Here is a 22,795-nt window from a genome sequence, read left to right as displayed (position 1 = left end):
GAGTTCCATCTCTCCGACGCATCGAAAGGGGGCTGACGTCACCTGGCAGGCTGCGGCGTGAGCTGCGCATCCGTTTGCCGTCACAGGATTCCCGATGACCCGGAGCAGCGCAGCATCGGGGCGTCGTGAAATGCGCCGAGGCAGTCGTCGTGGACCCGACGGGGAGATCGCAGGGCGACGGAGATCACGCCTTCGCACCGTGAGGTTGCTCGGACAACGTGCGTCAGCGGCGTTCGAGGTCGATCGATGATTCGCGCCCACCTGACATGGCGTTTCACGTGAAACGGCCGAGTCTCCAGGCAAGTCACGCCGACGGTACTCGCGCGCGGAAGACGCGGGTGACGTCGTCCACGACGCCTTCACCGAGGACGATCACCTCGACACCCTCGAGACGGTGCTTCCGGATCGCCTTCTCGGCCGCGCCCATCTCGGCCTCGACGCCGCCACCCTTCATGAGCACCAGTTCCCCGCCGGGACGCAGCAGGGGAGCGGTGATCGGAATGAGGGTGCGGAGCGCACTCACGGCGCGAGCGGTCACCTGATCGAGGCGCCCCTTGAGCTTGACTTCCTCAGCGCGAGCCCGCACGACGTCGACGTTCTCCAGACCCAGCTCATCGACCTGACGGGTGAGCCACGCCACGCGTCGCTCCATTGGCTCGATGAGCGTGAGGTGCACGTCGGGTCGCGCGATCGCCAACAGGATGCCCGGAAGTCCAGCGCCGGAGCCGACGTCGCCGACGAGGCCTGGGCGCAGCAGCGGCGCCACGAGCCCGGAGTTCAGGACGTGTCGGGACCACAACCGAGGCAGTTCGAGCGGGCCGATGAGCCCGAGCTCTTCACCGTGGCGAGCGAGGTTCTCAGTGAAACGGCGCGCTGTCGGAAGGTGCTCGCCGAAGACACTCGCCGCCGCGTCGGGCTCGGGTTCGAGCGCTTCGCGCCAGCCGGGGGAGGGGTCAGTCATGTTTCACGTGAAACGGTGCGGCCGGGTTCAGCCGACGCGCGTGATCACCGTGTGGCGCTCGGCACCCTCGCCGCGCGACTCGGAGTGGAGACCGCGCTCGGCGACGAGGTCGTGCACGAGCTTGCGCTCGTACGACGACATCGGCGGCAGGGCGGCTTCAGCCGCACCGGCCTCGATCCGCTCGGCGGCACGGCCCACAAGACGGGCGAGCTCGTCGCGACGCGCGTCACGCGAGCCGCCGACGTCGAGGATCAGCCGGGAGAATGCGCCCGTCTTGGTCTGCACCGCCAGGCGCGTCAGCTCCTGCAGCGCCGTGACGGTCTCGGGCCGGGCGAGCACCGCGAGGTTGGTTCCCTCGCCGGCGTGCACCGAAACGTAAGCCCGTCCGTTGCGCGCGTCGATGTCGATGTCGCCATCGAGGTCGCAGATGTCGAGGAGTTCCTCGATGTAGTCGGCGGCGATGTCGCCCTCCTCCTCGAGTTGCTCGAGGGTGCGGGTCGCGGCGTCGTGATGGACGTCGGTCATCGAGGTCACTTCCTGTTCTGCTTCTTCGCGCGGTTCTTGCTCACCGGCTGGCTCCGCTGCGTCGTCGGCTTCTTCGCCACGTCGTCGGCAGCCTCCTTCGGCGGCTCGACGACGAGCTTGCCCTTGCGGGCCAGACGAGCCTCGCGGGCCTTGGCCGCCTCGCTACCGGGAGTCGGCATGTTGCGGATGACGATGAACTGCTGGCCCATCGTCCAGAAGTTCGAGACGAGCCAGTAGAACATGACGCCGAGCGGGAAGGCGACACCGGAGAACGCGAAGACGAGCGGGAGCAGGTAGAGCAGGATCCGCTGCTGGCGGAACATCGGGCTCGCCTTGGTCTCGGGCGACATGTTCTTCGAGACGATCTGGAGCTGGGTGATGAACTGCGAGGCCGTCATCAGGATGATCATCGTGACGGCCACGAGCATCGTCGACAGGTCGTACGGGTTTCCCGCGATCATCGCGTTCCACTCGTTGATGAACGTCGAGTTCAGCGGCGCACCCAGGAACTCGGCGTTCGAGAACGAGTCCGCGAGCGTCGGGGTCAGCGCGCCGACGCCACCGCGCTCGGCGTGGATCGACGCGTCGTTGAGCACCGAGAACAGGCCGAAGAAGATCGGCATCTGCAGGAGCAGCGGGAGGCAGGACGACAGCGGGTTCGTGCCGGTCCGCTTGTAGAGCTCCATGGTCTCGCGCGACATCGCCTCGCGCGAGAACTGGTCCTTCTTGCCCTTGTACTTGTCCTGGATCTTCTTGAGCTGAGGTGCGACCTCGAGCATGCGTCGCTGGCTCTTGATCTGGCGTACGAAGATCGGGATGAGCGCGGCCCGGACGACGATGACGAGCCCGACGATCGCGAGGACCCACGTGATGCCGGCGTCGGGGTCGAGCCCGAGGAACGTCCAGAGGGAGTGGAACGCGACGAGGATCAGCTCGATGGCCCATTTGATGGGCCACAGGATGATGCTGAAGATGTCCATTGGAGCGGGTCAGTCCTTCCGGGACGTGATGGGGGAGAGCTCGGGGCCCGCGACGTCGCGAGCGAGGGATGCCGCGGCATCCGTTCCGGCGGAGACCGGGGCGTGCGCGTGGCCGGCGTGCTGGTCGGCCACCGGCAGCGACGACCGGCGGCGGCCGGAGCGCGCGATACCGGCGTGGCGTCCACGCGGACGCGAAGCCGACGCCCAGCCCGGCGGGATCACGAAGCCGAAGCGCGTCACGTGGAACCGGGAACGTGCCGGCATCCGCACGTCATCGATGCCGCCGGCCGACCACGGGTTGCAGCGCACGATGCGCCAGGCGGTGAGCGCTGACCCGACGACCAGGCCGCGATGCTGGACCGAGCCGAGGCCGTAGGCGGAGCACGTGGGGTAGTAGCGGCAGACGTCGCCGTAGAGGGGCGAGACGACGGCCCGGTACGCGCGGATGAGCAGCACGCCCACGTTGCGGGGGAGGAGCCACACGAACCAGGCGAGGTCGCGCACGTCAGGGCCCTTCTGCGGCGACCGCGGCCGGTGAGGCGGCGGCGGCACCGCGGCGATCGCCGCGGGCGGCGGCGGTCGCGACATCCGCCCGAAGCGAGGGGTAGTCGGCGACTGCCGAGCTCGGCAGCGCGCGGACTACGAGGTCGACCGCGGTCAGTCCACCGTCGACGAGCTCACGGCACGCCGCCTTGAGCCGCCGCCGCACGAGATTGCGGCGCACGGCGGAGCCGACTTTCTTGCTCACGATGAAGCCGAAGCGCGCGTCGGTGCCCGCCTCCCGGGAGCGGAGATAGCTCACGGAGTGGGCACCGGCGACCTTCGCACCTCGGCGCACGATGAACCGGTAGTCATCGGCGCTCGTGATGCGGTTGGCTTTGGCGAGCACCGAGGAACTTACGCGGAGAGTTCGGTGCGGCCCTTGGCGCGACGGGCCGAGAGGATGGCGCGACCGGCGCGCGTGCGCATGCGGGCGCGGAAGCCGTGCTTCTTGGCGCGGCGGCGGTTGTTGGGCTGGAACGTACGCTTGCTCATTCTTCTTCTCCGGCTTGGGATCTCCGCGCACGGACGCGTCACAGGTGCGTCGGCGGGAAAACTCGGTGCCCGAAAGGGCTGCGGTCAACTGATTAAAACTACGGCTTGCGGATGCCGCGGTCAAACCGAGGCGCACTCCTGACCTGACATTCTCCACCGATCCACAGCTTCGTGCCCGGATCGACACGCCGGGGGCCCCGTCGATCCTCGAATCGGCATTTGTCGGGGGCACTGCGATTCGCTAGCGTGTGAGACCAGTTATCCCCAGCCTGCACGGCGGAAATCCGCGCTTCTCGCAGCTTCGCTCACAGGCGGTGGAGAGCTGTGGAAACTTCACCTCGGGCCGCTCGACCTGTCGTTCGGGGGACGACGAGCGGCCGACCGACGGTGCCTTGAAGATTGCGGGGAGCAATGACCGAACAGCCCATTTCCGACACGTGGGCCACCGTCCTCGATCGGTTGTCGGACGATGAGGCGATCACGCCGATGCTCCAGGGCTTCCTCAACCTGGTCGAGCCGAAGGGCATCGCGGCCGGCACGTTCTACCTCGAGGTCCCGAACGACTTCACCGCGAGCATGCTGAACCAGCGCATGCGCGTCTCGCTGCTCTCCGCGATGAGCGTCATCGACGCGCCGTCGCCGGTCACCTCGTTCTACGTCGTCGTGAATCCCGAGCTCGAGGAGCTGCGCCAACCCGACATGCAGCCCGGCGGGAACGGGGTGGGTCTCGCCGGCGGCCCGGTCGGCGGATCGCCGATGGGGGGCGGCCTCGCCGCCGTGCCCGACGGGCCCTCCGGTCTCGTCGACTCGCCGGTGCCGCCGGCGGCGATCTTCGACACGAACCCCGACCGGCCCCGCGACGCGCGGCTGAATCCCAAGTACTCGTTCGACAGCTTCGTGATCGGCCAGTCCAACCGCTTCGCGCACGCCGCCGCGGTCGCGGTCGCCGAGGCGCCGGCCAAGGCCTACAACCCGCTGTTCATCTACGGCGACTCGGGCCTCGGCAAGACCCACCTGCTCCACGCCATCGGCCACTACGCCATGAGCCTGTACCCGGGCATCCGCGTGCGCTACGTCTCCTCCGAGGAGTTCACGAACGACTTCATCAACTCGATCGCGAACAACCGCGGCTCGCTCTTCCAGCAGCGCTACCGCAACATCGACATCCTGCTCATCGACGACATCCAGTTCCTGCAGGGCAAGGCGGAGACGCAGGAGGCGTTCTTCCACACCTTCAACACGCTGCACGACCACAACAAGCAGGTCGTGATCACGAGCGACGTTCCGCCGAAGCACCTCACGGGCTTCGAGGACCGCATGCGCAGCCGCTTCGAGTGGGGCCTCATCACCGACGTGCAGGCGCCCGACCTCGAGACCCGCATCGCGATCCTGCGCAAGAAGGCGCAGAACGAGCACCTCCAGGTGCCCGACGACATCCTCGAGTACATGGCCTCGAAGGTCTCGAGCAACATCCGGGAGCTCGAGGGCACGCTCATTCGCGTCACCGCGTTCGCGAGCCTGAACCGCACCCCGGTCGACATGCCGCTCGTCCAGACCGTGCTGAAGGACCTGATCACGGATGACGCCGACAACGTCGTCGCGCCGGTCGACATCATCACCGCCACCGCCGACTACTTCAAGCTGACGGTCGACGACCTGTACGGGTCGAGTCGCTCGCAGGCCGTCGCGACCGCGCGCCAGATCGCGATGTACCTGTGCCGCGAGCTCACGAGCCTCAGCCTCCCGAAGATCGGCCAGCTGTTCGGCAACCGCGACCACACGACGGTGATGTACGCGAACAAGAAGATCTCCGAGCTCATGAAGGAGCGTCGCTCCATCTACAACCAGGTGACCGAGCTCACCGCGCGCATCAAGCAGAACTCGCGCTTCCGCTGAGCCGACATCGCGGACAGCCGGACGACCGGCCCGTTCGGCGACCCCGGATCGGGACGCTCGAGCGATTCCACACAGGTGTGGACAATCTGTGGATTGTTAACGAGCAACCGCGCCACGACTGTTGAGACGGCCCGTGGGGCTGTGGACAACTCCGAACGGCGTCTGCGGCGAGGTCGAGCCATCCGCCCCGGTTTCCACACACCGTGCACAGCCCGGATGACCCGCTTCGCCTGTCGTCTCGCGGATCACCGCACGCCATCCACAGTTTCCACACCGGTTAACACCGTTAAGAGATAGAGGGTTAAGCCAGGGCGCCCGACAACCTCGGAGTCGGAACCCGGATCGACGCCCGGAAATCCCGGCACCGGGAATGACCGTCCGGATAGCATGGGAGCCGATCCAGCCCTCCACGACGGGAGAACCGTGAAGTTCCAGGTCAATCGCGACGTCTTCAGTGAGGCCGTGTCCTTCGCCGTCAAGCTGCTGCCGCAGCGCACGACCCTGCCGATCCTGTCCGGGGTGCTGATCCAGGCGAGCGGCGACGGCCTCGTCCTCTCCTCGTTCGACTACGAGGTGTCCTCCCGGACCGAGATCCAGGCCGACGTCGAAGAGCCGGGCACGGTGCTCGTCTCGGGCCGCCTCCTCGCCGAGATCGCCGGCCGGCTGCCGAACGCGCCCGTCAAGGTGTCGACCGAGGCGTCGCGGATCTCCGTGACCTGCGGCTCCGCGAGCTTCACGCTGCTCTCCATGCCCGTCGAGGAGTACCCGTCGATCCCCGAGATCGGCGAGCAGACTGGCGTGGTGCCGGCCGAGGAGTTCGCCTCGGCCGTGGCGCAGGTCGCGGTCGCGGCCTCGCGCGACGACGTGACCCCCGTCATCACGGGCGTGCAGCTCGAGGTCCGCGAGAACAGCCTCAGCCTCGTCGCGACCGACCGCTACCGTGTCGCCATCCGCGAGATCGACTGGGACGGTGGTGGGGTCGCCGGCGACGGCGACGCCGGGCTCGCCGCGCTCGTGCCGGCGCGCACGCTCCAGGAAGTCGGCAAGACGTTCGGCCACTCCGGCACGATCTCGGTCGCGATCACCAGCCGCGACGACCGCGAACTCATCGCCTTCAGCGCCGATCGCAAGACGGTGACGTCGCTGCTCATCAAGGGCAACTTCCCGCCCGTGCGCCGGCTCTTCCCCGACACGGTCGACAACTACGCGGTCATGAACACGGCCGACCTCATCGAGGCCACCCGCCGCGTCGCCCTCGTGCTCGAGCGCGAGGCCGCCCTGCGCTACACGTTCACGCCCGATGGGCTCACGCTCGAGGCGATCGGCAGCGAGCAGGCGCAAGCCTCCGAATCGATCGACGCCATCCTCACCGGCGACGAGACCGTCGTCTCGCTGAAGCCGCAGTTCCTGCTCGATGGCCTGCAGGCGGTGCCGAGCGAGTTCGTCCGGATCTCGTTCACGAAGACCGAGAACCCCAACAAGCCCGGGCCGGTGCTCATCACGAGCCAGACCTCGCGCGAGCAGGCCGGATCCGACAGCTACCGGTACCTCCTCCAGCCGAACCTGCTCCTGCGCTAGCACCGATCTCGCTGTCGGTTGCCCCGAGTAGCCTGATGATTCGCGAGAAGGGAGCGGCATCGTGCACGTCGCCAGGCTCTCGCTCACCGATTTCCGCAACTACCGTCGTGCCGACCTGGCGTTCGGCCCGGGCGCGACCGTCATCGTCGGCCGCAACGGGCAGGGCAAGACCAACCTCGTCGAGGCCATCGGCTATCTCGCCACGCTCGGATCGCACCGGGTCTCGAGCGACCAGGCGCTGATCCGCGCGGGCGCCGACGCCGCGATCGTTCGCGCGGTGCTCGCGCACGGCGGGCGGGAGGTGCTGCTCGAGCTGCAGCTCAACCGGCAGGGCGCGAATCGCGCACAGGTGAATCGCGGGGCCGCCAAGCCGCGCGACCTGCCCCGCTACGCCCACAGCGTGCTGTTCGCGCCCGAAGACCTCGCGATCGTCCGTGGCGAGCCATCCGTTCGGCGTCGCATGCTCGACGAGCTGCTCGTGCAGCGCACGCCGCGCCTGGCCGGCGTCATGACCGACTACGAGCGTGTGCTCAAGCAGCGCAACTCACTCCTGAAGAGCGCTCGCGCCCGCGGGCTCGCTGCCGCGCAGCTGACCACGCTCGACATCTGGGACGAGCGCCTCGTCGCCCTCGGCGCCGAGCTCATCGATCGCCGGCTCGAGCTCATCGACGAACTCCGCGACCCGGTCGCGGCGGCGTACCGCTCGATCGTCGACGCCGATCACGCACCCGAGCTCCGGCCCGTCCTCTCGGTCGACGGCGCCGATCCCGACGACGAGGCGACGGATGGCGCGCCCGTCGTTCCCGCCGCCGCCGCGGCAGCAGCCGATCGCCCCACGACGGCCGACCGATTCGCGGCGGCCCTCACCGCACTTCGGCGCAAGGAGCTCGAGCGGGGCATCACGCTCGCGGGCCCCCACCGCGACGACGTGCAACTCCTGCTCAACGGCCTGCCCGCCAAGGGCTACGCGAGCCACGGCGAATCCTGGTCGTTCGCGCTCGCGCTCAGGCTGGCGGCGGCCGAGCTGCTCCGGCGCGACTCGACCACCGGCGATCCCGTGCTGGTGCTCGACGACGTGTTCGCCGAGCTCGATCGCCTACGCCGCGAGCGCCTCGCGGCCGCCATCGGCGGGTACGAGCAGGTGCTCATCACCGCGGCCGTGCTCGAAGACGTACCCGAGCCGCTCGCCAAAAGGGTCGTGCGCATCGACGCGGGCGAGGTCGTCGACCCGGGAGTCGCGCCCGAAGGGGACCTCGAACGCACGACGGCAGACGCCACGGATGAGCGGCAGCCGGAGGCATCCGGTGTCTGAAGCCGCCCGGACGTACCAGCACTTCCGCGAGATCTTCGGCGGCGAGCCGCGGATCCGGCCCGGTCGGGCCCGCGCCCGCCCGCGCGACGCCGCCGGCAGCGAACCGTTCACCCCGGGGCGCGACCCTCGGTCGCTCGGATCCGCCATCGACCAACTCACCTCGCAGCTCGGCTGGACCGGTCCGCTGTCGCAGCACGAGCTGCTCGCGACCTGGCCCGACATCGCCGGCGACGACATCGCCCGGCACTCCGAGCCGATCGCGATCGAGGGTGGCGTGCTCCAGGTCCGCTGCGAATCCACGGCGTGGGCCACGCAGCTCCGGATGATGCGCGGCGAGCTGCTCGCGGCGATCCTCGAGCGGTATCCGGGCGCGGGTGTCGAGACCATCCGCTTCCAAGGGCCGGATGCCCCCACCTGGAAAAGGGGTCCCAGATCGGTTCCAGGGCGCGGTCCACGCGACACCTACGGCTGAGAAGGCAAAATCGGTCACTTCGCCTGCGTCGACCCCGCAGATCGGCGCGGAGCCGCCGAGCGCACGGCCGGACTTGATAGGATCAAGGGTCGCCAGAACGACGGTTTGGAGCCCGATTCACCCATGACAGCGGAACCGACGAAGGCCCCGGGTGCGCCCGAATACGGCGCCGACGCGATCCAGGTTCTCGAGGGCCTCGAAGCGGTCCGCAAGCGGCCGGGCATGTACATCGGCTCGACCGGTCCACGCGGCCTCCACCACCTCGTGTACGAGATCGTCGACAACTCGGTCGACGAGGCGCTTGCGGGGTACGCCACCGACATCGACGTGACGATCCTCGAAGACGGGGGAATCCGCGTCGTCGACGACGGAAGAGGCATCCCGGTCGACATCCACAAGACCGAGGGCCGGTCGACGGTCGAGGTCGTCCTCACCGTGCTCCACGCCGGTGGCAAGTTCGGAGGCGGCGGGTACGCCGTCTCGGGCGGGCTCCACGGCGTCGGATCCTCGGTCGTGAACGCGCTCTCGAGCCGCCTCGAGGTCGAGGTCCGGCGACAGGGTCACGTGTGGCGCCAGGGCTACGAGGTGGGCGTGCCCACGGCACCGCTCTCGATGGACGAGGCGAGCGACGCGAGCGGCACGACGATCACGTTCTGGCCCAGCGAGGAGATCTTCGAGACCGTCGAATTCGACTACGAGACTCTCCGCGCCCGGTTCCAGCAGTACGCGTTCCTCAACAAGGGCCTGCGCATCACGCTCACCGACCTCCGCGTCGGCCACGTCGAGATCGCACCTGAGGACACGCCGACGACCGGCGCGATCACGATCCCCATGCAGCGGACCGACACGTTCCTCTACGAGCGCGGGCTCGTCGACTACGTCGAGTACCTCAACCGCTCGAAGAAGGCCGAGGTCGTGAACGACGAGATCATCTCGTTCGAGACCGAGGACACCGGGCGCAAGATCGCGCTCGAGGTCGCGATGCAGTGGACCACCGCGTACACCGAGTCGGTCCACACGTACGCCAACACGATCAACACGCACGAGGGCGGCACGCACGAAGAGGGCTTCCGCGCGGCGCTGACCACGCTCGTGAATCGCTACGCGCGCGAGAAGGGCATCCTGAAGGAGAAGGACGACAACCTCTCGGGCGATGACGTGCGCGAGGGCCTCACCGCCGTCATCTCCGTCAAGCTCGCCGAGCCGCAGTTCGAGGGCCAGACCAAGACCAAGCTCGGCAACACCGAGGCGAAGTCGTTCGTGCAGCGCGTGGTGGGCGACCAGCTCGGCGACTGGTTCGACCGCAACCCCAACCAGGCGCGCGACGTCATCCGCAAGGCCCTCCAGGCCGCGACGGCCCGCATCGCCGCACGGAAGGCGCGCGAGGCGACGCGGCGCAAGGGCTTCCTCGAGACCAGCGGCATGCCGGGCAAGCTGAGCGACTGCACGAGCAAGGACCCGACGATCTCCGAGGTCTTCCTCGTCGAGGGCGACTCGGCCGGCGGTTCTGCCAAGACCGGCCGCAACCCCGAGACGCAGGCCATCCTGCCGTTGCGCGGCAAGATCCTGAACGTCGAGAAGGCGCGGCTCGACCGCGCTCTCGGCAACGCTGAGATCCAGGCCATGATCACCGCCTTCGGCACGGGCATCGGCGAGGACTTCAACGCCGAGAAGGCTCGGTACCACAAGATCGTGCTCATGGCCGACGCCGACGTCGACGGCCAGCACATCACCACGCTGTTGCTCACGCTGCTGTTCCGCTACATGCGGCCGCTCATCGAGATGGGCTACGTGTACCTCGCCCAGCCGCCGCTGTACCGCATCAAGTGGTCCAACGCCGACGACGACTACGTGTACTCCGACCGCGAGCGCGACGCCGTGATCGCCGACGGCCAGGCCGCCGGACGGCGCCTGCCCAAGGAGAACGGCGTCCAGCGGTACAAGGGCCTCGGCGAGATGAACCACCAGGAGCTGTGGGACACCACCATGAACCCCGAGACCCGCACCCTGCTGCAGGTCACGATGGACGACGCCGCGGCGGCCGACGAGATCTTCTCCACCCTGATGGGTGACGACGTCGAGAGCCGGCGCTCGTTCATCCAGAAGAACGCGAAGGACGTGCGTTTCCTTGACATCTGACGTGATCGACCCGGGCGCCGGCGACGGCGAGGGCTTCGGCATCCACGGCCGCATCGACCAGGTCGACCTGCATCTCGAGATGCAGCGCTCCTACCTCGACTACGCGATGAGCGTGATCATCGGGCGAGCGCTGCCAGATGTCCGAGACGGCCTCAAGCCCGTGCACCGCCGCGTGATCTACACGATGTACGACGGCGGATATCGGCCTGACCGGGCCTTCTCGAAGTGCACGCGCGTCATCGGCGACGTCATGGGCCAGTTCCATCCCCACGGCGACAGCGCGGTGTACGACTCGCTCGTGCGCCTCGTGCAGCCGTGGTCGCTGCGGTACCCGCTCGCACTCGGACAGGGCAACTTCGGCTCGCCCGGCAACGACGGCGCCGCCGCGCACCGGTACACCGAGACCAAGATGTCGCCGCTCGCCATGGAGATGGTGCGCGACATCGAGGAAGAGACCGTCGACTTCCAGGACAACTACGACGGGCGCACGCAGGAGCCGACCGTCCTCCCGAGTCGATTCCCGAACCTCCTCGTCAACGGGTCGGTCGGCATCGCGGTCGGCATGGCGACGAACATCCCGCCGCACAACCTGCGCGAGGTCGCCGACGGCGCGCTCTGGGCGCTCGAGCACCCCGAGGCATCCCGCGAGGAGCTGCAGGAGGCGCTGATCCAGCGCATCAAGGGGCCCGACTTCCCGACGGGCGCCCAGATCCTCGGCGTCAAGGGCATCCACGACGCCTATCGCACGGGTCGCGGCTCGATCACGATGCGCGCGGTCGTCAGCGTCGAGGAGATCCAAGGCCGGACGTGCCTCGTCGTCACCGAGCTGCCGTACCAGGTCAACCCCGACAACCTCGCGATCAAGATCGCCGACCTCGTCAAGGACGGCAAGCTCACCGGCATCGCCGACATCCGCGACGAGACCTCGGGTCGCACCGGCCAGCGCCTGGTGATCGTGCTCAAGCGCGACGCGGTCGCGAAGGTCGTGCTCAACAACCTGTACAAGCACACGCAGCTGCAGGACAACTTCGGCGCGAACATGCTCGCGATCGTCGACGGCGTGCCGCGCACGCTCTCGATCGACGGGTTCATCGCCCACTGGATCGACCACCAGGTCGACGTCATCGTGCGGCGCACCGAGTTCCGCCTCCGCAAGGCGGAGGAGCGCATGCACATCCTGCGCGGCTACCTCAAGGCGCTCGACGCCCTCGACGAGGTGATCGCGTTGATCCGCCGCTCGGCCACCGCCGATGATGCGCGCGAGGGCCTGATCGAGTTGCTCGACATCGACGATCTGCAGGCCCGCGCCATCCTCGAGCTGCAGCTGCGGCGCCTGGCCGCGCTCGAGCGCCAGAAGATCATGGACGAGGCGGCCGAGCTCGAACGCCAGATCGCCGATTACCGCGAGATCCTCGCCTCACCGCTGCGCCAGCGCAGCATCATCTCCGACGAGCTGCGCGAGATCACCACCAAGTTCGGCGACGAGCGCCGCACGCACATCGTGCCCGGCTTCGACGGCGACATGTCGGTCGAAGACCTGATCCCCGAGGAGGAGATGGTCGTCACCGTCACGCGCGGCGGCTACGTCAAGCGCACGCGCAGCGACAACTACCGGTCGCAGCACCGCGGCGGCAAGGGCGTGCGCGGCGCGCAGCTGCGGGCCGACGACGTCGTCGACCACTTCTTCGTCACGACCACGCACCACTGGCTGCTGTTCTTCACGAACATGGGTCGCGTCTATCGCGCCAAGGCGTACGAGATCCAGGAGGCCGGCCGCGACGCGAAGGGCCAGCACGTCGCCAACCTGCTCGAGCTGCAGCCCGACGAGGAGATCGCCGAGATCCTCGACATCCGCGACTACGAGGTCGCTCGCTACCTCGTGCTCGCCACGCGCGAGGGGCTGGTGAAGAAGACCGACCTCACCGCGTACGACACCAACCGCTCACGCGGCGTCATCGCGATCAATCTCCGCGAGGGCGACGAGCTCGTCTCGGCCATGCTCGTCGACGAGCACGACGAGATCCTGCTCGTCTCGAAGAAGGGCATGTCGCTCCGCTTCGAGGCGACGGACGAGGCGCTCCGCCCCATGGGTCGCTCGACCTCTGGCGTGAAGGGCATGTCGTTCCGGTCGGGCGACGAGCTGCTCGAGGCATCCGTCGTCGCCTCTGCCGACTCCGCGCGCGACGAGGCGTACCGCGACGAGGAGACCGGCGAACTCGTCAGCCCCTCCGACCGCTACGTGTTCGTCGTCACCGAGGGCGGCTTCGCCAAGCGCACTCCGGTCGAGGAGTACCGCCGCCAGCAGCGCAGCGGCCTCGGCATCAAGGTGGCCAAGCTGAACGACGAGCGGGGCGACCTCGCGGGCGCGCTGATCGTCGGTCGCGGCGACGAGGTCCTCGTGGTTCTTGCCAGCGGCAAGGTGGTACGCTCTGACGTCGCCGAGGTCCCCGCCAAGGGCAGGGACACGATGGGCGTCGTCTTCGCGAAGTTCGCCGCAGACGACCGCATCATCGCGATCGCGAAGAATTCCGAGCGGAATCTCACGGAGGAAGCCGCAGAACCCGAAGCGGCCGTGCCCGCAGGAGAGGAGTGACCGTCATGAGCAGCGTTGCCGAGAAGCTCGCCGGTAAGTCCAACCGAAAGCCCCCGGCCAAGCAGGTGCGCCTGCGCCTGGTGTACATCGACTTCTGGTCGGCGGTGAAGCTGTCGTTCCTGGTGGCCGTGTGCCTCGCGGTCGTGAACATCGTGGCGTCGTTCCTGGTCTTCACCATCGTCCAGTCGACCGGCCTGTTCGAGAACCTCAACAGCCTGGTGCAGGATGTCGCGGGCGCCGGAACCGACCTGCGCTCCATCCTGTCGCTCGGCAACGTGATGGGCTTCGCCATCGTAGTCTCGCTGCTGAACCTCGTCGTCACGACCGCCCTCGGAGCGGTCGTCGCGGTGCTCTACAACCTCAGCGTGAAGATCACCGGCGGCATCCTGGTCGGCTTCACCAACAGCTGATCAGAGCGCCGCTTCGGCTCGATTTCAGTATCCCCGCCACGTCGGGTAATCTGTCCTTCGGCCGAAATTCGGGGATATAGCTCAGGCGGTTAGAGCGCTTCGCTGATAACGAAGAGGTCCGAGGTTCAAGTCCTCGTATCCCCACTCCGATAACTCCACAACCGGCGGGTGCCACGGCCCTCGCCCCCGGGGGCCTTAGCTCAGTTGGTAGAGCGCCTGCTTTGCAAGCAGGATGTCAGGAGTTCGAATCTCCTAGGCTCCACGTGTTCCTTCGGCCCGCCGGCCCTCGTCCGGCGGCCGCAGTCGTCTGAGCGGGCGATTGCGTTCGGCGCGGGCGGGATTGGTAGCGTCGTCGTCATGCCGTCTCGATCGCTGACACCTGAACTCGAGGATGCGATCCGGATCGGGTACGAGCGCCGCGACCGCTCCGACATGGCGCCGACGATCGCCTACTTCGCAGATCTCCTGGCCCAGCACCCCGGGAATGCGGTGCTGACCTACGAGCTCGCCGGCGCCTACGACACCGCGGGCGAGGAGTCGACCGCTCGCTCGCTCTACGAGCAGGCCCTCGGGCTCGGCCTCGAGGGCGACGTGCTCCGTCGCTGCCTGTGCCAGTACGCGAGCACGCTCCGCTGGCTGGGCGAGCTCGAGGCCTCCCGGGACGTGCTCGAGCACGCCCGTCGGGCCTTCCCGGACTCGGACGCGGTGCGCGTGTTCTCGGCCCTGACATTCCTGGACGCCGGCGCTTCCGACGCGGCGGTCGCGGAGCTGCTCACCGTGGTCACCGACCACTCCCAGGTCACCGACCTCGGTCGGTGGGCCGAAGGGCTTCGCGGCCTGGCTGGATGGCTCGCCGACGGGCGGCCCGGGGAATGACCGTCGTGCTCGATTCGTCCGACCCGATCGCCGCGATCGCCGCGCGCCTGAGGGCGTCCGGATGCGTGTTCGCCGAGGAAGAGGCCGGGATCCTGCTCGAGGACGGCGTCTCCGCGGCCGAGTTGGAGCGGCGTGTGCGTCGCCGGGAGGCGGGGGAGCCCCTCGAACAGGTCGTCGGCTGGGTGCGGTTCGGGTCGATGCGCCTGTCGGTCGGGCCGGGGGTCTTCGTTCCCCGGCAGCGGACGCTGAGGCTGGCTCGCGCGGCGGTACGGGTGGCGCGCGAACAGGAGCGGCCGGTCGTGCTCGAGCCGTTCTGCGGCGTCGCGCCGCTCGCGGCCTCCGTCGCCGCGGCGGTGACGGAGTCGGAGATCCACGTCGCCGATATCGACCCCGCGGCGCTGGAGCATGCGCGACGCAACCTTCCCGCCGGGGCGGGCGTGCACGTCAGCGACGGCCTCGACGGGCTGCCGACTGCATTGCACGGCCGGGTCACGCTCGTGGCCGCCGTCCCGCCGTACATCCCGAGCACCGAGCACCGTCTCGTGCCGCGCGAGGCGCTCGAGCACGAACCAGAGGCCGCGCTGTTCGCCGGGCCCGAGGGCCTCGAGTACGTCGGCGCGCTGATCGATGAGCTGGGCGGATGGCTCGCGCCCGACGGTGTCGCACTCATCGAGATGAACCGCCGGCAGTACCGGCCCGCGGCCGTCCTCGCACGACGGAGCGGATGGGCGCCACGGGCGCGACGCAGCTCCGACGGCCAGACCGTGCTGCTCGAGCTGCGCCGGCGTTGACCCGTCCCGCCCCACGAGGCGCGGGCTACAGTGGCGGCATGGACATCCGCATCGCCGCGTACGGGGTCATCATCCGCGATGGCGCGATCCTGCTGTCCCACTGGAACGAGCACGGGCGGTCGGCGTGGACGCTGCCGGGCGGCGGCATCGAGCTGCCGGAGCATCCGCTCGACGCGGCTCGGCGCGAGATCCGCGAGGAGACCGGATACGACGCCGAGATCGAACGCCTCCTCGGCATCGACACCATGGTCGTCCCCGCGACGAAGCGGCATCACGGCACCGCCCCGCTCTATGCGATGCGCGTCGTGTACCGCGCACGGGTGGTCGGCGGCGAGCTGCGCAACGAGGTCGGCGGTTCGAGCGATGAGGCGCGCTGGTTCCCGCTCGACGAGGTGGGCTCGCTCACCCGTGTGAGCCTGCTCGACATCGCCTTGCGGATGAACGAACGCGAGCCGGCCGACGGCATGCTGCCGAGGAACTGATCGCGACGCGCCTCGACCCTCGTGCGTGAGCGATGGAATGGGCGCGTGCGAGCGAATGGGAACGGCCCCGTCCGAGGACTGGACGGGGCCGTTCCGATCGGCTCACCTGCGGCGCACATGACGATCAGAGCGTCCGGGCGCGCAGGGCGAGCGTGGTGAAGTTCTCGTCGCGCAGGCGGTCCGCGCTGCGCTGCAGCTCGGCTCGGACTGCGAGGTCGTCGCGGGTGCGACGTGCCTCGGCCGTGCGGCTCCAGGCGAGCAGCGCGAGGCCGGTACGGCGAGCGAGGCGCTCCCCGAGGCGGCCGGCCTCGGCGCGCATCGCCCCGGCCTGCTGCGAGGTCGAACGGGTGGCGGTGAGTGTGGTGTTCACGATGGTTCCTTCGTTGGATGGGTGGTGCGAACGGATGGCGCGCGGGCGCGTGCGCCGGAGGTGACGTTGCCTGATCCCGAACGCGCCGACGCGCCATCCGTCGTCGCGATGGCGACGACCTGGGGCGGTGGCGGTGGGAGGGGAGCGCGAACTCGGAGCGCGTCAGGACGCGGTCGCACCGAGCGGCGCCGATGGGACGGAGGCCGGCTCGACAGGCGAGCGAGCTACGTCAGGCGGGAACGGAGCCTGTGGTCAGCGCACGTGCGCGCGCGACGTCAGCAGGCGCCGAAGGGGGCGCCGAGGAAGGCGACCTCCGTACGGATGGAATCACGAATGTGCGGCATCATCATCGGGGTCTCGCCTCCTCTCGTTGCTCAGGACTGCGCCGGATCGGCGCGCCAAGAGATGAACCTAGCGGGTTCCGTTCGTCCCGCGCAAGCATCGATGCGCAATCATCGAGAAGTTCAGTGCAGGCCCTGAGTCGGGCGTCGCGCGGGGACGGCGAAGGCCCCCGGCGCGCGCAGCGGTCGGGGGCCTTCGAGGACCGTGGGTCAGATGACGGGAGTCGGCGAGCCGTTGGCCGATCCGGACGACGACGGAGTCGCCGGCTCGTCGTCGGCCACCCAGAGCTCGTCGTCGGCGCGGAACGTCTGCCAGACGGCGTAGGCCACGCCGGCCGCCGCGACGATGCCGGCGCCGATGGCGAGGTAGGTGCCCACGCCGGCGCCCTTCTTCTCGACCACGACGCTCCGCGGCGACACGCGCTCGAGCGCGCGGCGGACGCGCGTGTCGTTGGCGATGTCGCCGATCGACAGCAGCGAACCGACGGCGCTGCCGAGCGTGCGCTCGACGGAGTCGCCGGCGCCGCGGGCGAAACCGCGCGCCCGGTCGACATTCGGGCGCACGTAGCTCTCGTAGCCCGACCGCATGCGCGGCATGACCTCTTCCTCCCTCAGGAGATTGAGCTGCCGCCGCGCCTCACGTGCGACCTTGCTCGCCTGGTCCAGGACGTCCTGCTGGTCCCCCCACAGGTCCCCTGCACTGCTGCGCAGCCGCTTGAGTTCCTTCCGGCGCTTGCGTGACAGGCTCATATCGACCTCCATCGTTGTGCAGCGAACTCCTCCATCCTGCCACCGAACCCGCTGGAAGTGGGGTGGGAGTGCAGGGGGTTGCATACCTCGGGCCGAATCCCATCGTGAGAGAATCGACGCTATGCCGAATCCCACCGCAGTCGCGACGATCACCACGAACCACGGCGACATCAAGGTCGACCTCTACGGCCATCACGCACCGAAGACGGTGCAGAACTTCGTCGGCCTCGCCACGGGCGAGATCGAGTGGACCCACCCGGGCACCGGCCAGACGAGCACCGACCCGCTGTACGACGGTGTCGTCTTCCACCGCATCATCCCCGGCTTCATGATCCAGGGCGGCGACCCGCTCGGGCAGGGCGTCGGCGGACCGGGCTACCGGTTCGACGACGAGATCCACCCCGAGCTCGACTTCTCCGAGCCCTACGTGCTCGCGATGGCGAACGCCGGCCTCCAGGGCGGACGCGGCACCAACGGGTCGCAGTTCTTCATCACCGTCGGCCCGACCACGTGGCTGCAGGGCAAGCACACGATCTTCGGCAAGGTGACGGAAGCCGCGAGCCAGGCGGTCGTCGACAAGCTCGCGTCCGTTCCGACCGACGGGCGTGACCGCCCGCTCGACGACGTCGTGATCGAGAAGATCACCGTCGAGCAGCGCTGAGAACGCCCCGGTGAGCGACCCGGCGCCGGCGCCTGAGCGCTCGAACTTCTGCTACCGGCATCCCGACCGGCAGAGCTTCGTGCTGTGCCAGCGCTGCGGTCGCACCATCTGCGGTGAATGCCAGACGCCGGCGCCCGTCGGCGTGATCTGCCCCGAGTGCATGCGAGAGCAGCGCGCCTCGGCGCCGCGGACGAAGCCCGCGATCATCACGCGCGCCCGTGCGGCGACCGGGCGGGGCGCGCCGGTGGTCACGTATTCCCTCATCGGCATCACCATCGTCGTCTACCTGCTGCAGCTGATTCCCGGCCTCGCGGTGACCGATCGCCTCCTCTACGCCGGCGTGTACTCGATCCCCGGGAACTTCGAGCCGTGGCGCATGCTCACCTCGGTGTTCGTGCACTCGACCGGGCTCATCTTCCACGTGCTCCTCAACATGTACACGCTGTGGATCTTCGGTCAACTCCTCGAGGGACTGCTCGGACGCTGGCGCTTCCTGTCGCTGTACCTCATCTCAGGCCTGGCCGGATCGGTCGGCGTACTGTGGCTCGGCGACCCGCGTACCGGTGTGGTGGGCGCGTCCGGCGCCATCTTCGGCCTGCTCGGCGCCTTCCTCGTGATACAGCGGCGGTTGGGCGGCAACGCGACGCAGCTGCTCATCCTGCTGGGCATCAACCTCGTGATCGGCTTCATTCCCGGCTTCAACATCTCGTGGCAGGCTCACCTAGGCGGGCTCATCGGTGGAGCCGTCGTCGGCCTGATCTTCGTCGAGACGCGGAAGCGGGACCAGCGCGCACTCCAGGTGATCCTGCTGGCCGGATTCATCGCACTGCTGCTGGTGCTCAGCCTGCGGTACTTCTTCTTCCCCCTGTTCTGAAGCCGGTTATCCACAACGCTGTCCACAGTTGGGGAGAGTTACACGCGTGTCATTTCGCACGATGTGCGGAATTCCGGGGATCTGCTGGTTCCACAGGGTGTGGATGATGTGGACAACCCTGTGGATGATGTGGATAACACTGTGCAGGGAACAGAAGACGGGGCGGATGCCGCAGCATCCGCCCCGTCTTCGTACCGCCGACTCAGCGCCAGCGTGTGGTCATGAGGAAGCCCACGAAGGCGATGCCGAAGCCGATCAGGATGTTCCAGGAGCCGAGCGCCGCCACGGGCAGCGCGCCCTGGCTGACGTAGAACAGGATGATCCAGATGAGCCCCAGCAGCATGAAGCCGAACATGACGGGCTTGAACCAGACCGGGTTCGGCGTGTCCTCGCCGCTCGGCTGCTCCGCGCGTGCGGGCTTCGGTGATCTCGTGCGTGCCATGCGGGAGATTCTAGTCCACCGAACCGAGGACGCTCGCACGGGTGCCTCGGACCGCGGCGGTCGACCCGCACGGCACGCATAGACTCTCGGACATGCCCGGAGGGGAGCCCGACGCGCCGCACGCGCGCGAAGCCGCCACGCGGGCCGGGGCGAGCCGCTCTCGCGACGGTCGGTCGGGCCGCCGGCGGGTCGGCATCGCCGGCGTCCTCGGCGAGCTCCTGGTGATCGCCGGCGCGCTCATCGCGCTCTACCTCGGGTGGAAGCTGTGGTGGAACGACGCGATCATGGCGTCGCAGCAGTCGGCTGCGGCATCCGATCGCTCGCTCGACTGGCTGGCCGACGGCCGTAGGGCGCCGTCGCCGGTGCCCTCCGAAGGCGCCGCCCCCGTCGATCCCGTCGTCGACGACACCGATCACGCCGACGCCGAGGCGTTCGCGGTCATGTACGTGCCGCGCTTCGGCGCCGACTCGCAGCGCACGATCGCCGAGGGCGTCGGGCTCGACGTGCTCAACAGCCACGACCTCGGCGTCGGACACCACCCGGGCACGCAGATGCCCGGTGAGACGGGCAACTTCGCCACCGAGGTGCTCGCCGCCGTGCCGCACCATCCCGGCCTCGAGCCGACCGACCGCATCATCACGCTCACGAGCTGCAATCCGCTGTACTCGACGACGGAGCGCATCATCGCCTACGGGGTGCTCGAATCGTGGCAGCCCGCTGCGGCCGGTCCACCCGCCGAGATCGCCGCCGATGTCGCGGCATGGGAGGATTGACATGTACGGTGCGCTCTGGCGGGTCCTCCCCGGGCCGGCGCGGCTGCGCGTCATCCTGCTGCTGGTGGCATTCACCGGCCTAGTCGCCGTCCTTGTCACCTGGGTCTTCCCCTGGGTCGACGGCCTCATCACCCCAATCGACGTCACGGTGGAGCAATGACCCGGATCCTCGTCATCGACAACTACGACAGCTTCGTCTACACGCTGAACGGCTACCTGCAGGAGCTCGGCGCCGAGACCGACGTCGTCCGCAACGACGACATCCCGGTTGAAGAGGTCGCCGACCGCATCGCGCAGTACGACGGGGTGCTCATCTCGCCCGGCCCGGGCAAGCCGGCAGACGCGGGCGTCTCGATCCCCGTCGTCGAGGCCGCGCTCCGGTCGGGCCAGCCGCTGCTCGGCGTCTGCCTCGGCCACCAGGCGATCGCCGAGGCGTTCGGCGCGACCGTCACGAACGCCGAGGAACTCATGCACGGCAAGACCTCGCGCATCGCGCACGACGACAGCGCGTTCTACGACGGCGTGCCGCAGCCGTTCACTGCGACGCGATACCACTCCCTCGCGGTCGTCGACGGGACCGTGCCCGACGAGCTCCTCGTCACGAGCCGAACCCAGGGGGGCGTGATCATGGGCCTGCGCCACGAGACCGCCCCAATCTTCGGCGTGCAGTTCCATCCCGAGTCGGTGCTGACCGAGGGCGGCTACCGCATGCTCGGCAACTGGCTGGCCGTCACGGGGCTGCCCGAGGCGCGCGAGCGCGCGCGTACCCTCAACCCGCTGGTCCGCGCGAGCTGAACGCGGGGCCCGGGGCGGCCGGGCGGAGCCGAGCGGCGCGACCGCGGCCGGATCACCCGGCGCAGTAGACGAGCTCGACCTGCGACTTCTGCGGGACGTCACCGGGCGGCAGCGACTGCCGCACCACGGGCGAACCCGGCTGCGACGGGCAACTGCCGTCGGGCACGGGTACCGGGCTCAGCTGCAGCGTCGAGGTGCCGAGGTACGAGGACGCCGCCTGGAGCGACTGGCCCGTGAGGTCGGGCAGCGTCACCAGGCCGCTCGAGATCCGGAAGTTGACCGTCCCGCCGGTCCCGATCGAGTCGCCGCCCTCGGGATCGGTCCCGAGCACGATGCCCTCGGCGACCGTCGGCGAGTTCTCTCGCGTCTCGGAACCGGCGACGAGCCCGGCCGCCTGGAGGTCGGCCTTGGCCTGGTCGATCGGCTTGTTGACGACGTTCGGGACCGTGACCGCCTCACGCCCGGTCGACACGATCACGTTCACCGGGGTTCCGGTGTCGACGATCTCGCCCGCCGCCGGCTCGGTCCGGATGACCTCGCCGGCAGCGACCGTGTCGCTCGTCTCTTCGAGCTTGGTGGCGGGCAGCGTGAGCGATTGCAGTTCGTTCGCGGCCTCCTCCCACGTGAAGCCCGTGAGCACCGGCACCTCGCGCGCGTTCGACGGCAGGTCGTCGGCGGGCTGCAGGTTGAAGGCCCAGTACATCACCGCGACCACGATGACGACGACCGCGATGATGCCCGACCAGATCCAGATGGCCGGCGGGCGGCGCTGCGTGCGGGTCATCGTGTCGTCTTCGGTGAGCTGCCGGAGGGCGAGCTCGGACGTCGACAGCGAACCGGTCTGCGTACCGAAGAACATGGCCGTCTCGTCGACCTTGCGCTGCTGGGGCACCCGGCCGGATGCCGCAGCCTCGACGTCGGCGCGGAACTCCGCCGCCGTCTGGTACCGCACGTTCCGGTCCTTCGCGAGCGCGTGCATGACCACGGAGTCGAGTGCGGGCGACACCTTCGGATTGATCACGCTCGGCTTCACCGGCCGTTCGCTGACGTGCTGGTAGGCGACGGCGACCGGGGTGTCGCCGCGGAACGGCGGGCGCCCGGTGAGCATCTCGAACAGCACCACCCCGGTGCTGTAGAGGTCGGTTCGCGCATCGACCGTCTCGCCCTTGGCCTGCTCGGGTGAGAAGTAGGACGCCGTGCCGAGGATCGCCGTAGTCTGGGCCACGGTCGTGGCGGAGTCGGACACGGCACGGGCGATGCCGAAGTCCATGACCTTCACCTGGCCCGCGGTCGTGATCATGATGTTGCCGGGCTTGATGTCGCGGTGCACGACACCCGCCCGATGGGAGTACTCCAGGGCGGTGAGCACGCCGTCGATGACGCGGGCGGCGGCGATCGGGTCGAGCGGACCCTCGTGGATGATGTCCTTGAGGAGGCGGCCCTCGACGAACTCCATCACGATGAAGGGCAGCTGCACCTCGTGACCGGAGTCGTCGCGGACGGTCTCCTCGCCCGCGTCGAAGACGCGCACGATGGTGGGGTGCGCCATCCGTGCTGCCGACTGCGCCTCTTGACGGAAGCGCATCCGGAACGCCGGATCGGTCGCCAGCTGCGGCTTGAGGAGCTTGATGGCGACCTGCCGGCCCAGTCGCATGTCGGTTCCGGCATGGACATCGGACATGCCGCCGCGACCGATGAGGGCGCCAACGCGGTACCGGCCCGCGAGCATGCGTCCGTCA

General features: G+C 68.9%; 25 protein-coding genes and 2 tRNA genes. 17 read left to right on the top strand and 10 right to left on the bottom strand.

Annotation, left to right across the window (positions count from 1 at the left end; all coding sequences use genetic code 11):
- Positions 1-304 precede the first annotated feature (304 nt).
- Genes rsmG through rpmH form a run of 6 tightly spaced genes read right to left on the bottom strand, consistent with a single transcriptional unit; the run spans position 305 to position 3,501 of the window.
- On the bottom strand, positions 305-961 hold the full coding sequence (gene rsmG / locus ACFQ58_RS01995) for a 16S rRNA (guanine(527)-N(7))-methyltransferase RsmG (protein ID WP_376949011.1): 657 nt from the start codon (positions 959-961) through the stop codon (positions 305-307).
- Between the two features lie 27 nt (positions 962-988).
- Positions 989-1,486, bottom strand: coding sequence for a protein jag (locus ACFQ58_RS01990; RefSeq protein ID WP_376949009.1), 498 nt, complete (start codon positions 1,484-1,486; stop codon positions 989-991).
- A gap of 5 nt (positions 1,487-1,491) precedes the next feature.
- Entirely contained in the window at positions 1,492-2,466 is a 975-nt protein-coding gene (gene yidC, locus ACFQ58_RS01985; protein WP_376949007.1) for a membrane protein insertase YidC, read from the bottom strand.
- Between the two features lie 9 nt (positions 2,467-2,475).
- Positions 2,476-2,970: a membrane protein insertion efficiency factor YidD gene (yidD, locus tag ACFQ58_RS01980; RefSeq protein WP_376949005.1), complete on the bottom strand. Its 495-nt coding sequence runs from the start codon at positions 2,968-2,970 to the stop codon at positions 2,476-2,478.
- 1 nt (position 2,971) lies between these two features.
- The gene (gene rnpA / locus ACFQ58_RS01975; protein WP_376949003.1) at positions 2,972-3,355 is read right to left on the bottom strand and encodes a ribonuclease P protein component; all 384 of its coding nucleotides are present in this window, start codon (positions 3,353-3,355) and stop codon (positions 2,972-2,974) included.
- Between the two features lie 8 nt (positions 3,356-3,363).
- Positions 3,364-3,501 (bottom strand): 50S ribosomal protein L34, encoded by a 138-nt coding sequence (gene rpmH / locus ACFQ58_RS01970; RefSeq protein ID WP_022879826.1) that lies wholly within the window; start codon positions 3,499-3,501, stop codon positions 3,364-3,366.
- 411 nt (positions 3,502-3,912) lie between these two features.
- Here rpmH and dnaA point away from each other — a divergent pair, with 411 nt between their 5' ends.
- The 12 genes from dnaA (at position 3,913) to ACFQ58_RS01910 (ending at position 16,050) form a co-directional block, all read left to right on the top strand.
- Complete coding sequence (gene dnaA / locus ACFQ58_RS01965) at positions 3,913-5,397, top strand: chromosomal replication initiator protein DnaA (protein ID WP_376949001.1); 1,485 nt, start codon at positions 3,913-3,915, stop codon at positions 5,395-5,397.
- Positions 5,398-5,820: 423 nt separating this feature from the next.
- Positions 5,821-6,975 (top strand): DNA polymerase III subunit beta, encoded by a 1,155-nt coding sequence (gene dnaN / locus ACFQ58_RS01960; RefSeq protein ID WP_376948999.1) that lies wholly within the window; start codon positions 5,821-5,823, stop codon positions 6,973-6,975.
- 61 nt (positions 6,976-7,036) lie between these two features.
- On the top strand, positions 7,037-8,287 hold the full coding sequence (recF, locus tag ACFQ58_RS01955) for a DNA replication/repair protein RecF (protein ID WP_376948997.1): 1,251 nt from the start codon (positions 7,037-7,039) through the stop codon (positions 8,285-8,287).
- Complete coding sequence (locus ACFQ58_RS01950) at positions 8,280-8,759, top strand: DUF721 domain-containing protein (RefSeq protein ID WP_376948995.1); 480 nt, start codon at positions 8,280-8,282, stop codon at positions 8,757-8,759. Before recF ends, ACFQ58_RS01950 begins: the two co-directional genes overlap by 8 nt.
- 123 nt (positions 8,760-8,882) lie before the next feature.
- Entirely contained in the window at positions 8,883-10,898 is a 2,016-nt protein-coding gene (gene gyrB / locus ACFQ58_RS01945; protein WP_376948993.1) for a DNA topoisomerase (ATP-hydrolyzing) subunit B, read from the top strand.
- Between the two features lie 79 nt (positions 10,899-10,977).
- Positions 10,978-13,491, top strand: coding sequence for a DNA gyrase subunit A (gene gyrA, locus ACFQ58_RS01940; RefSeq protein WP_376950321.1), 2,514 nt, complete (start codon positions 10,978-10,980; stop codon positions 13,489-13,491).
- A 5-nt stretch (positions 13,492-13,496) separates the two neighbouring features.
- A complete protein-coding gene (locus ACFQ58_RS01935) occupies positions 13,497-13,901 on the top strand; it encodes a DUF3566 domain-containing protein (protein WP_376948991.1) in 405 nt (134 codons plus the stop codon).
- A gap of 70 nt (positions 13,902-13,971) precedes the next feature.
- A tRNA-Ile gene (locus ACFQ58_RS01930) sits at positions 13,972-14,045 on the top strand.
- A gap of 45 nt (positions 14,046-14,090) precedes the next feature.
- Positions 14,091-14,163, top strand: a tRNA-Ala gene (locus tag ACFQ58_RS01925).
- A 95-nt stretch (positions 14,164-14,258) separates the two neighbouring features.
- Positions 14,259-14,777, top strand: coding sequence for a tetratricopeptide repeat protein (locus ACFQ58_RS01920; protein ID WP_376948989.1), 519 nt, complete (start codon positions 14,259-14,261; stop codon positions 14,775-14,777).
- A 5-nt stretch (positions 14,778-14,782) separates the two neighbouring features.
- Complete coding sequence (locus ACFQ58_RS01915) at positions 14,783-15,568, top strand: hypothetical protein (RefSeq protein ID WP_376948987.1); 786 nt, start codon at positions 14,783-14,785, stop codon at positions 15,566-15,568.
- A gap of 38 nt (positions 15,569-15,606) precedes the next feature.
- A complete protein-coding gene (locus tag ACFQ58_RS01910; protein WP_376948985.1) occupies positions 15,607-16,050 on the top strand; it encodes an NUDIX hydrolase in 444 nt (147 codons plus the stop codon).
- A 124-nt stretch (positions 16,051-16,174) separates the two neighbouring features.
- On the opposite strand, the gene ACFQ58_RS01905 is transcribed toward ACFQ58_RS01910, so the two are convergent.
- Together ACFQ58_RS01905 and ACFQ58_RS01900 are read right to left on the bottom strand one after the other, a co-directional pair.
- Positions 16,175-16,420, bottom strand: coding sequence for a hypothetical protein (locus tag ACFQ58_RS01905; RefSeq protein WP_376948984.1), 246 nt, complete (start codon positions 16,418-16,420; stop codon positions 16,175-16,177).
- Between the two features lie 551 nt (positions 16,421-16,971).
- The gene (locus ACFQ58_RS01900) at positions 16,972-17,511 is read right to left on the bottom strand and encodes a hypothetical protein (RefSeq protein ID WP_376948982.1); all 540 of its coding nucleotides are present in this window, start codon (positions 17,509-17,511) and stop codon (positions 16,972-16,974) included.
- A 121-nt stretch (positions 17,512-17,632) separates the two neighbouring features.
- Here ACFQ58_RS01900 and ACFQ58_RS01895 point away from each other — a divergent pair, with 121 nt between their 5' ends.
- Both ACFQ58_RS01895 and ACFQ58_RS01890 read left to right on the top strand, forming a co-directional pair.
- A complete protein-coding gene (locus ACFQ58_RS01895; RefSeq protein ID WP_376948980.1) occupies positions 17,633-18,172 on the top strand; it encodes a peptidylprolyl isomerase in 540 nt (179 codons plus the stop codon).
- Between the two features lie 10 nt (positions 18,173-18,182).
- Entirely contained in the window at positions 18,183-19,046 is an 864-nt protein-coding gene (locus ACFQ58_RS01890) for a rhomboid family intramembrane serine protease (protein ID WP_376948978.1), read from the top strand.
- A 202-nt stretch (positions 19,047-19,248) separates the two neighbouring features.
- Here the strand turns inward: ACFQ58_RS01890 and ACFQ58_RS01885 are convergent, their stop codons facing one another.
- Entirely contained in the window at positions 19,249-19,488 is a 240-nt protein-coding gene (locus ACFQ58_RS01885; RefSeq protein WP_376948976.1) for a cell division protein CrgA, read from the bottom strand.
- Between the two features lie 92 nt (positions 19,489-19,580).
- On the opposite strand from ACFQ58_RS01885, the gene ACFQ58_RS01880 reads away from it, so the two are divergent.
- Genes ACFQ58_RS01880 through ACFQ58_RS01870 form a run of 3 tightly spaced genes read left to right on the top strand, consistent with a single transcriptional unit; the run spans position 19,581 to position 21,056 of the window.
- Positions 19,581-20,261 (top strand): class E sortase, encoded by a 681-nt coding sequence (locus ACFQ58_RS01880; RefSeq protein WP_376948974.1) that lies wholly within the window; start codon positions 19,581-19,583, stop codon positions 20,259-20,261.
- 1 nt (position 20,262) lies between these two features.
- Positions 20,263-20,421: a hypothetical protein gene (locus tag ACFQ58_RS01875; RefSeq protein WP_376948972.1), complete on the top strand. Its 159-nt coding sequence runs from the start codon at positions 20,263-20,265 to the stop codon at positions 20,419-20,421.
- Positions 20,418-21,056: an anthranilate synthase component II gene (locus tag ACFQ58_RS01870; RefSeq protein ID WP_376948970.1), complete on the top strand. Its 639-nt coding sequence runs from the start codon at positions 20,418-20,420 to the stop codon at positions 21,054-21,056. Before ACFQ58_RS01875 ends, ACFQ58_RS01870 begins: the two co-directional genes overlap by 4 nt.
- A gap of 52 nt (positions 21,057-21,108) precedes the next feature.
- On the opposite strand, the gene pknB is transcribed toward ACFQ58_RS01870, so the two are convergent.
- On the bottom strand, positions 21,109-22,785 hold the full coding sequence (pknB, locus tag ACFQ58_RS01865; RefSeq protein WP_376950320.1) for a Stk1 family PASTA domain-containing Ser/Thr kinase: 1,677 nt from the start codon (positions 22,783-22,785) through the stop codon (positions 21,109-21,111).
- Between the last annotated feature and the right edge of the window lie 10 nt (positions 22,786-22,795).

The sequence above is a fragment of the Agromyces sp. NPDC056523 genome (assembly GCF_042794545.1).
GTDB lineage: Bacteria > Actinomycetota > Actinomycetes > Actinomycetales > Microbacteriaceae > Agromyces.
Note: the sequence above shows the minus strand (reverse complement) of the source record. Positions and strands in the feature narration are given on the sequence as shown.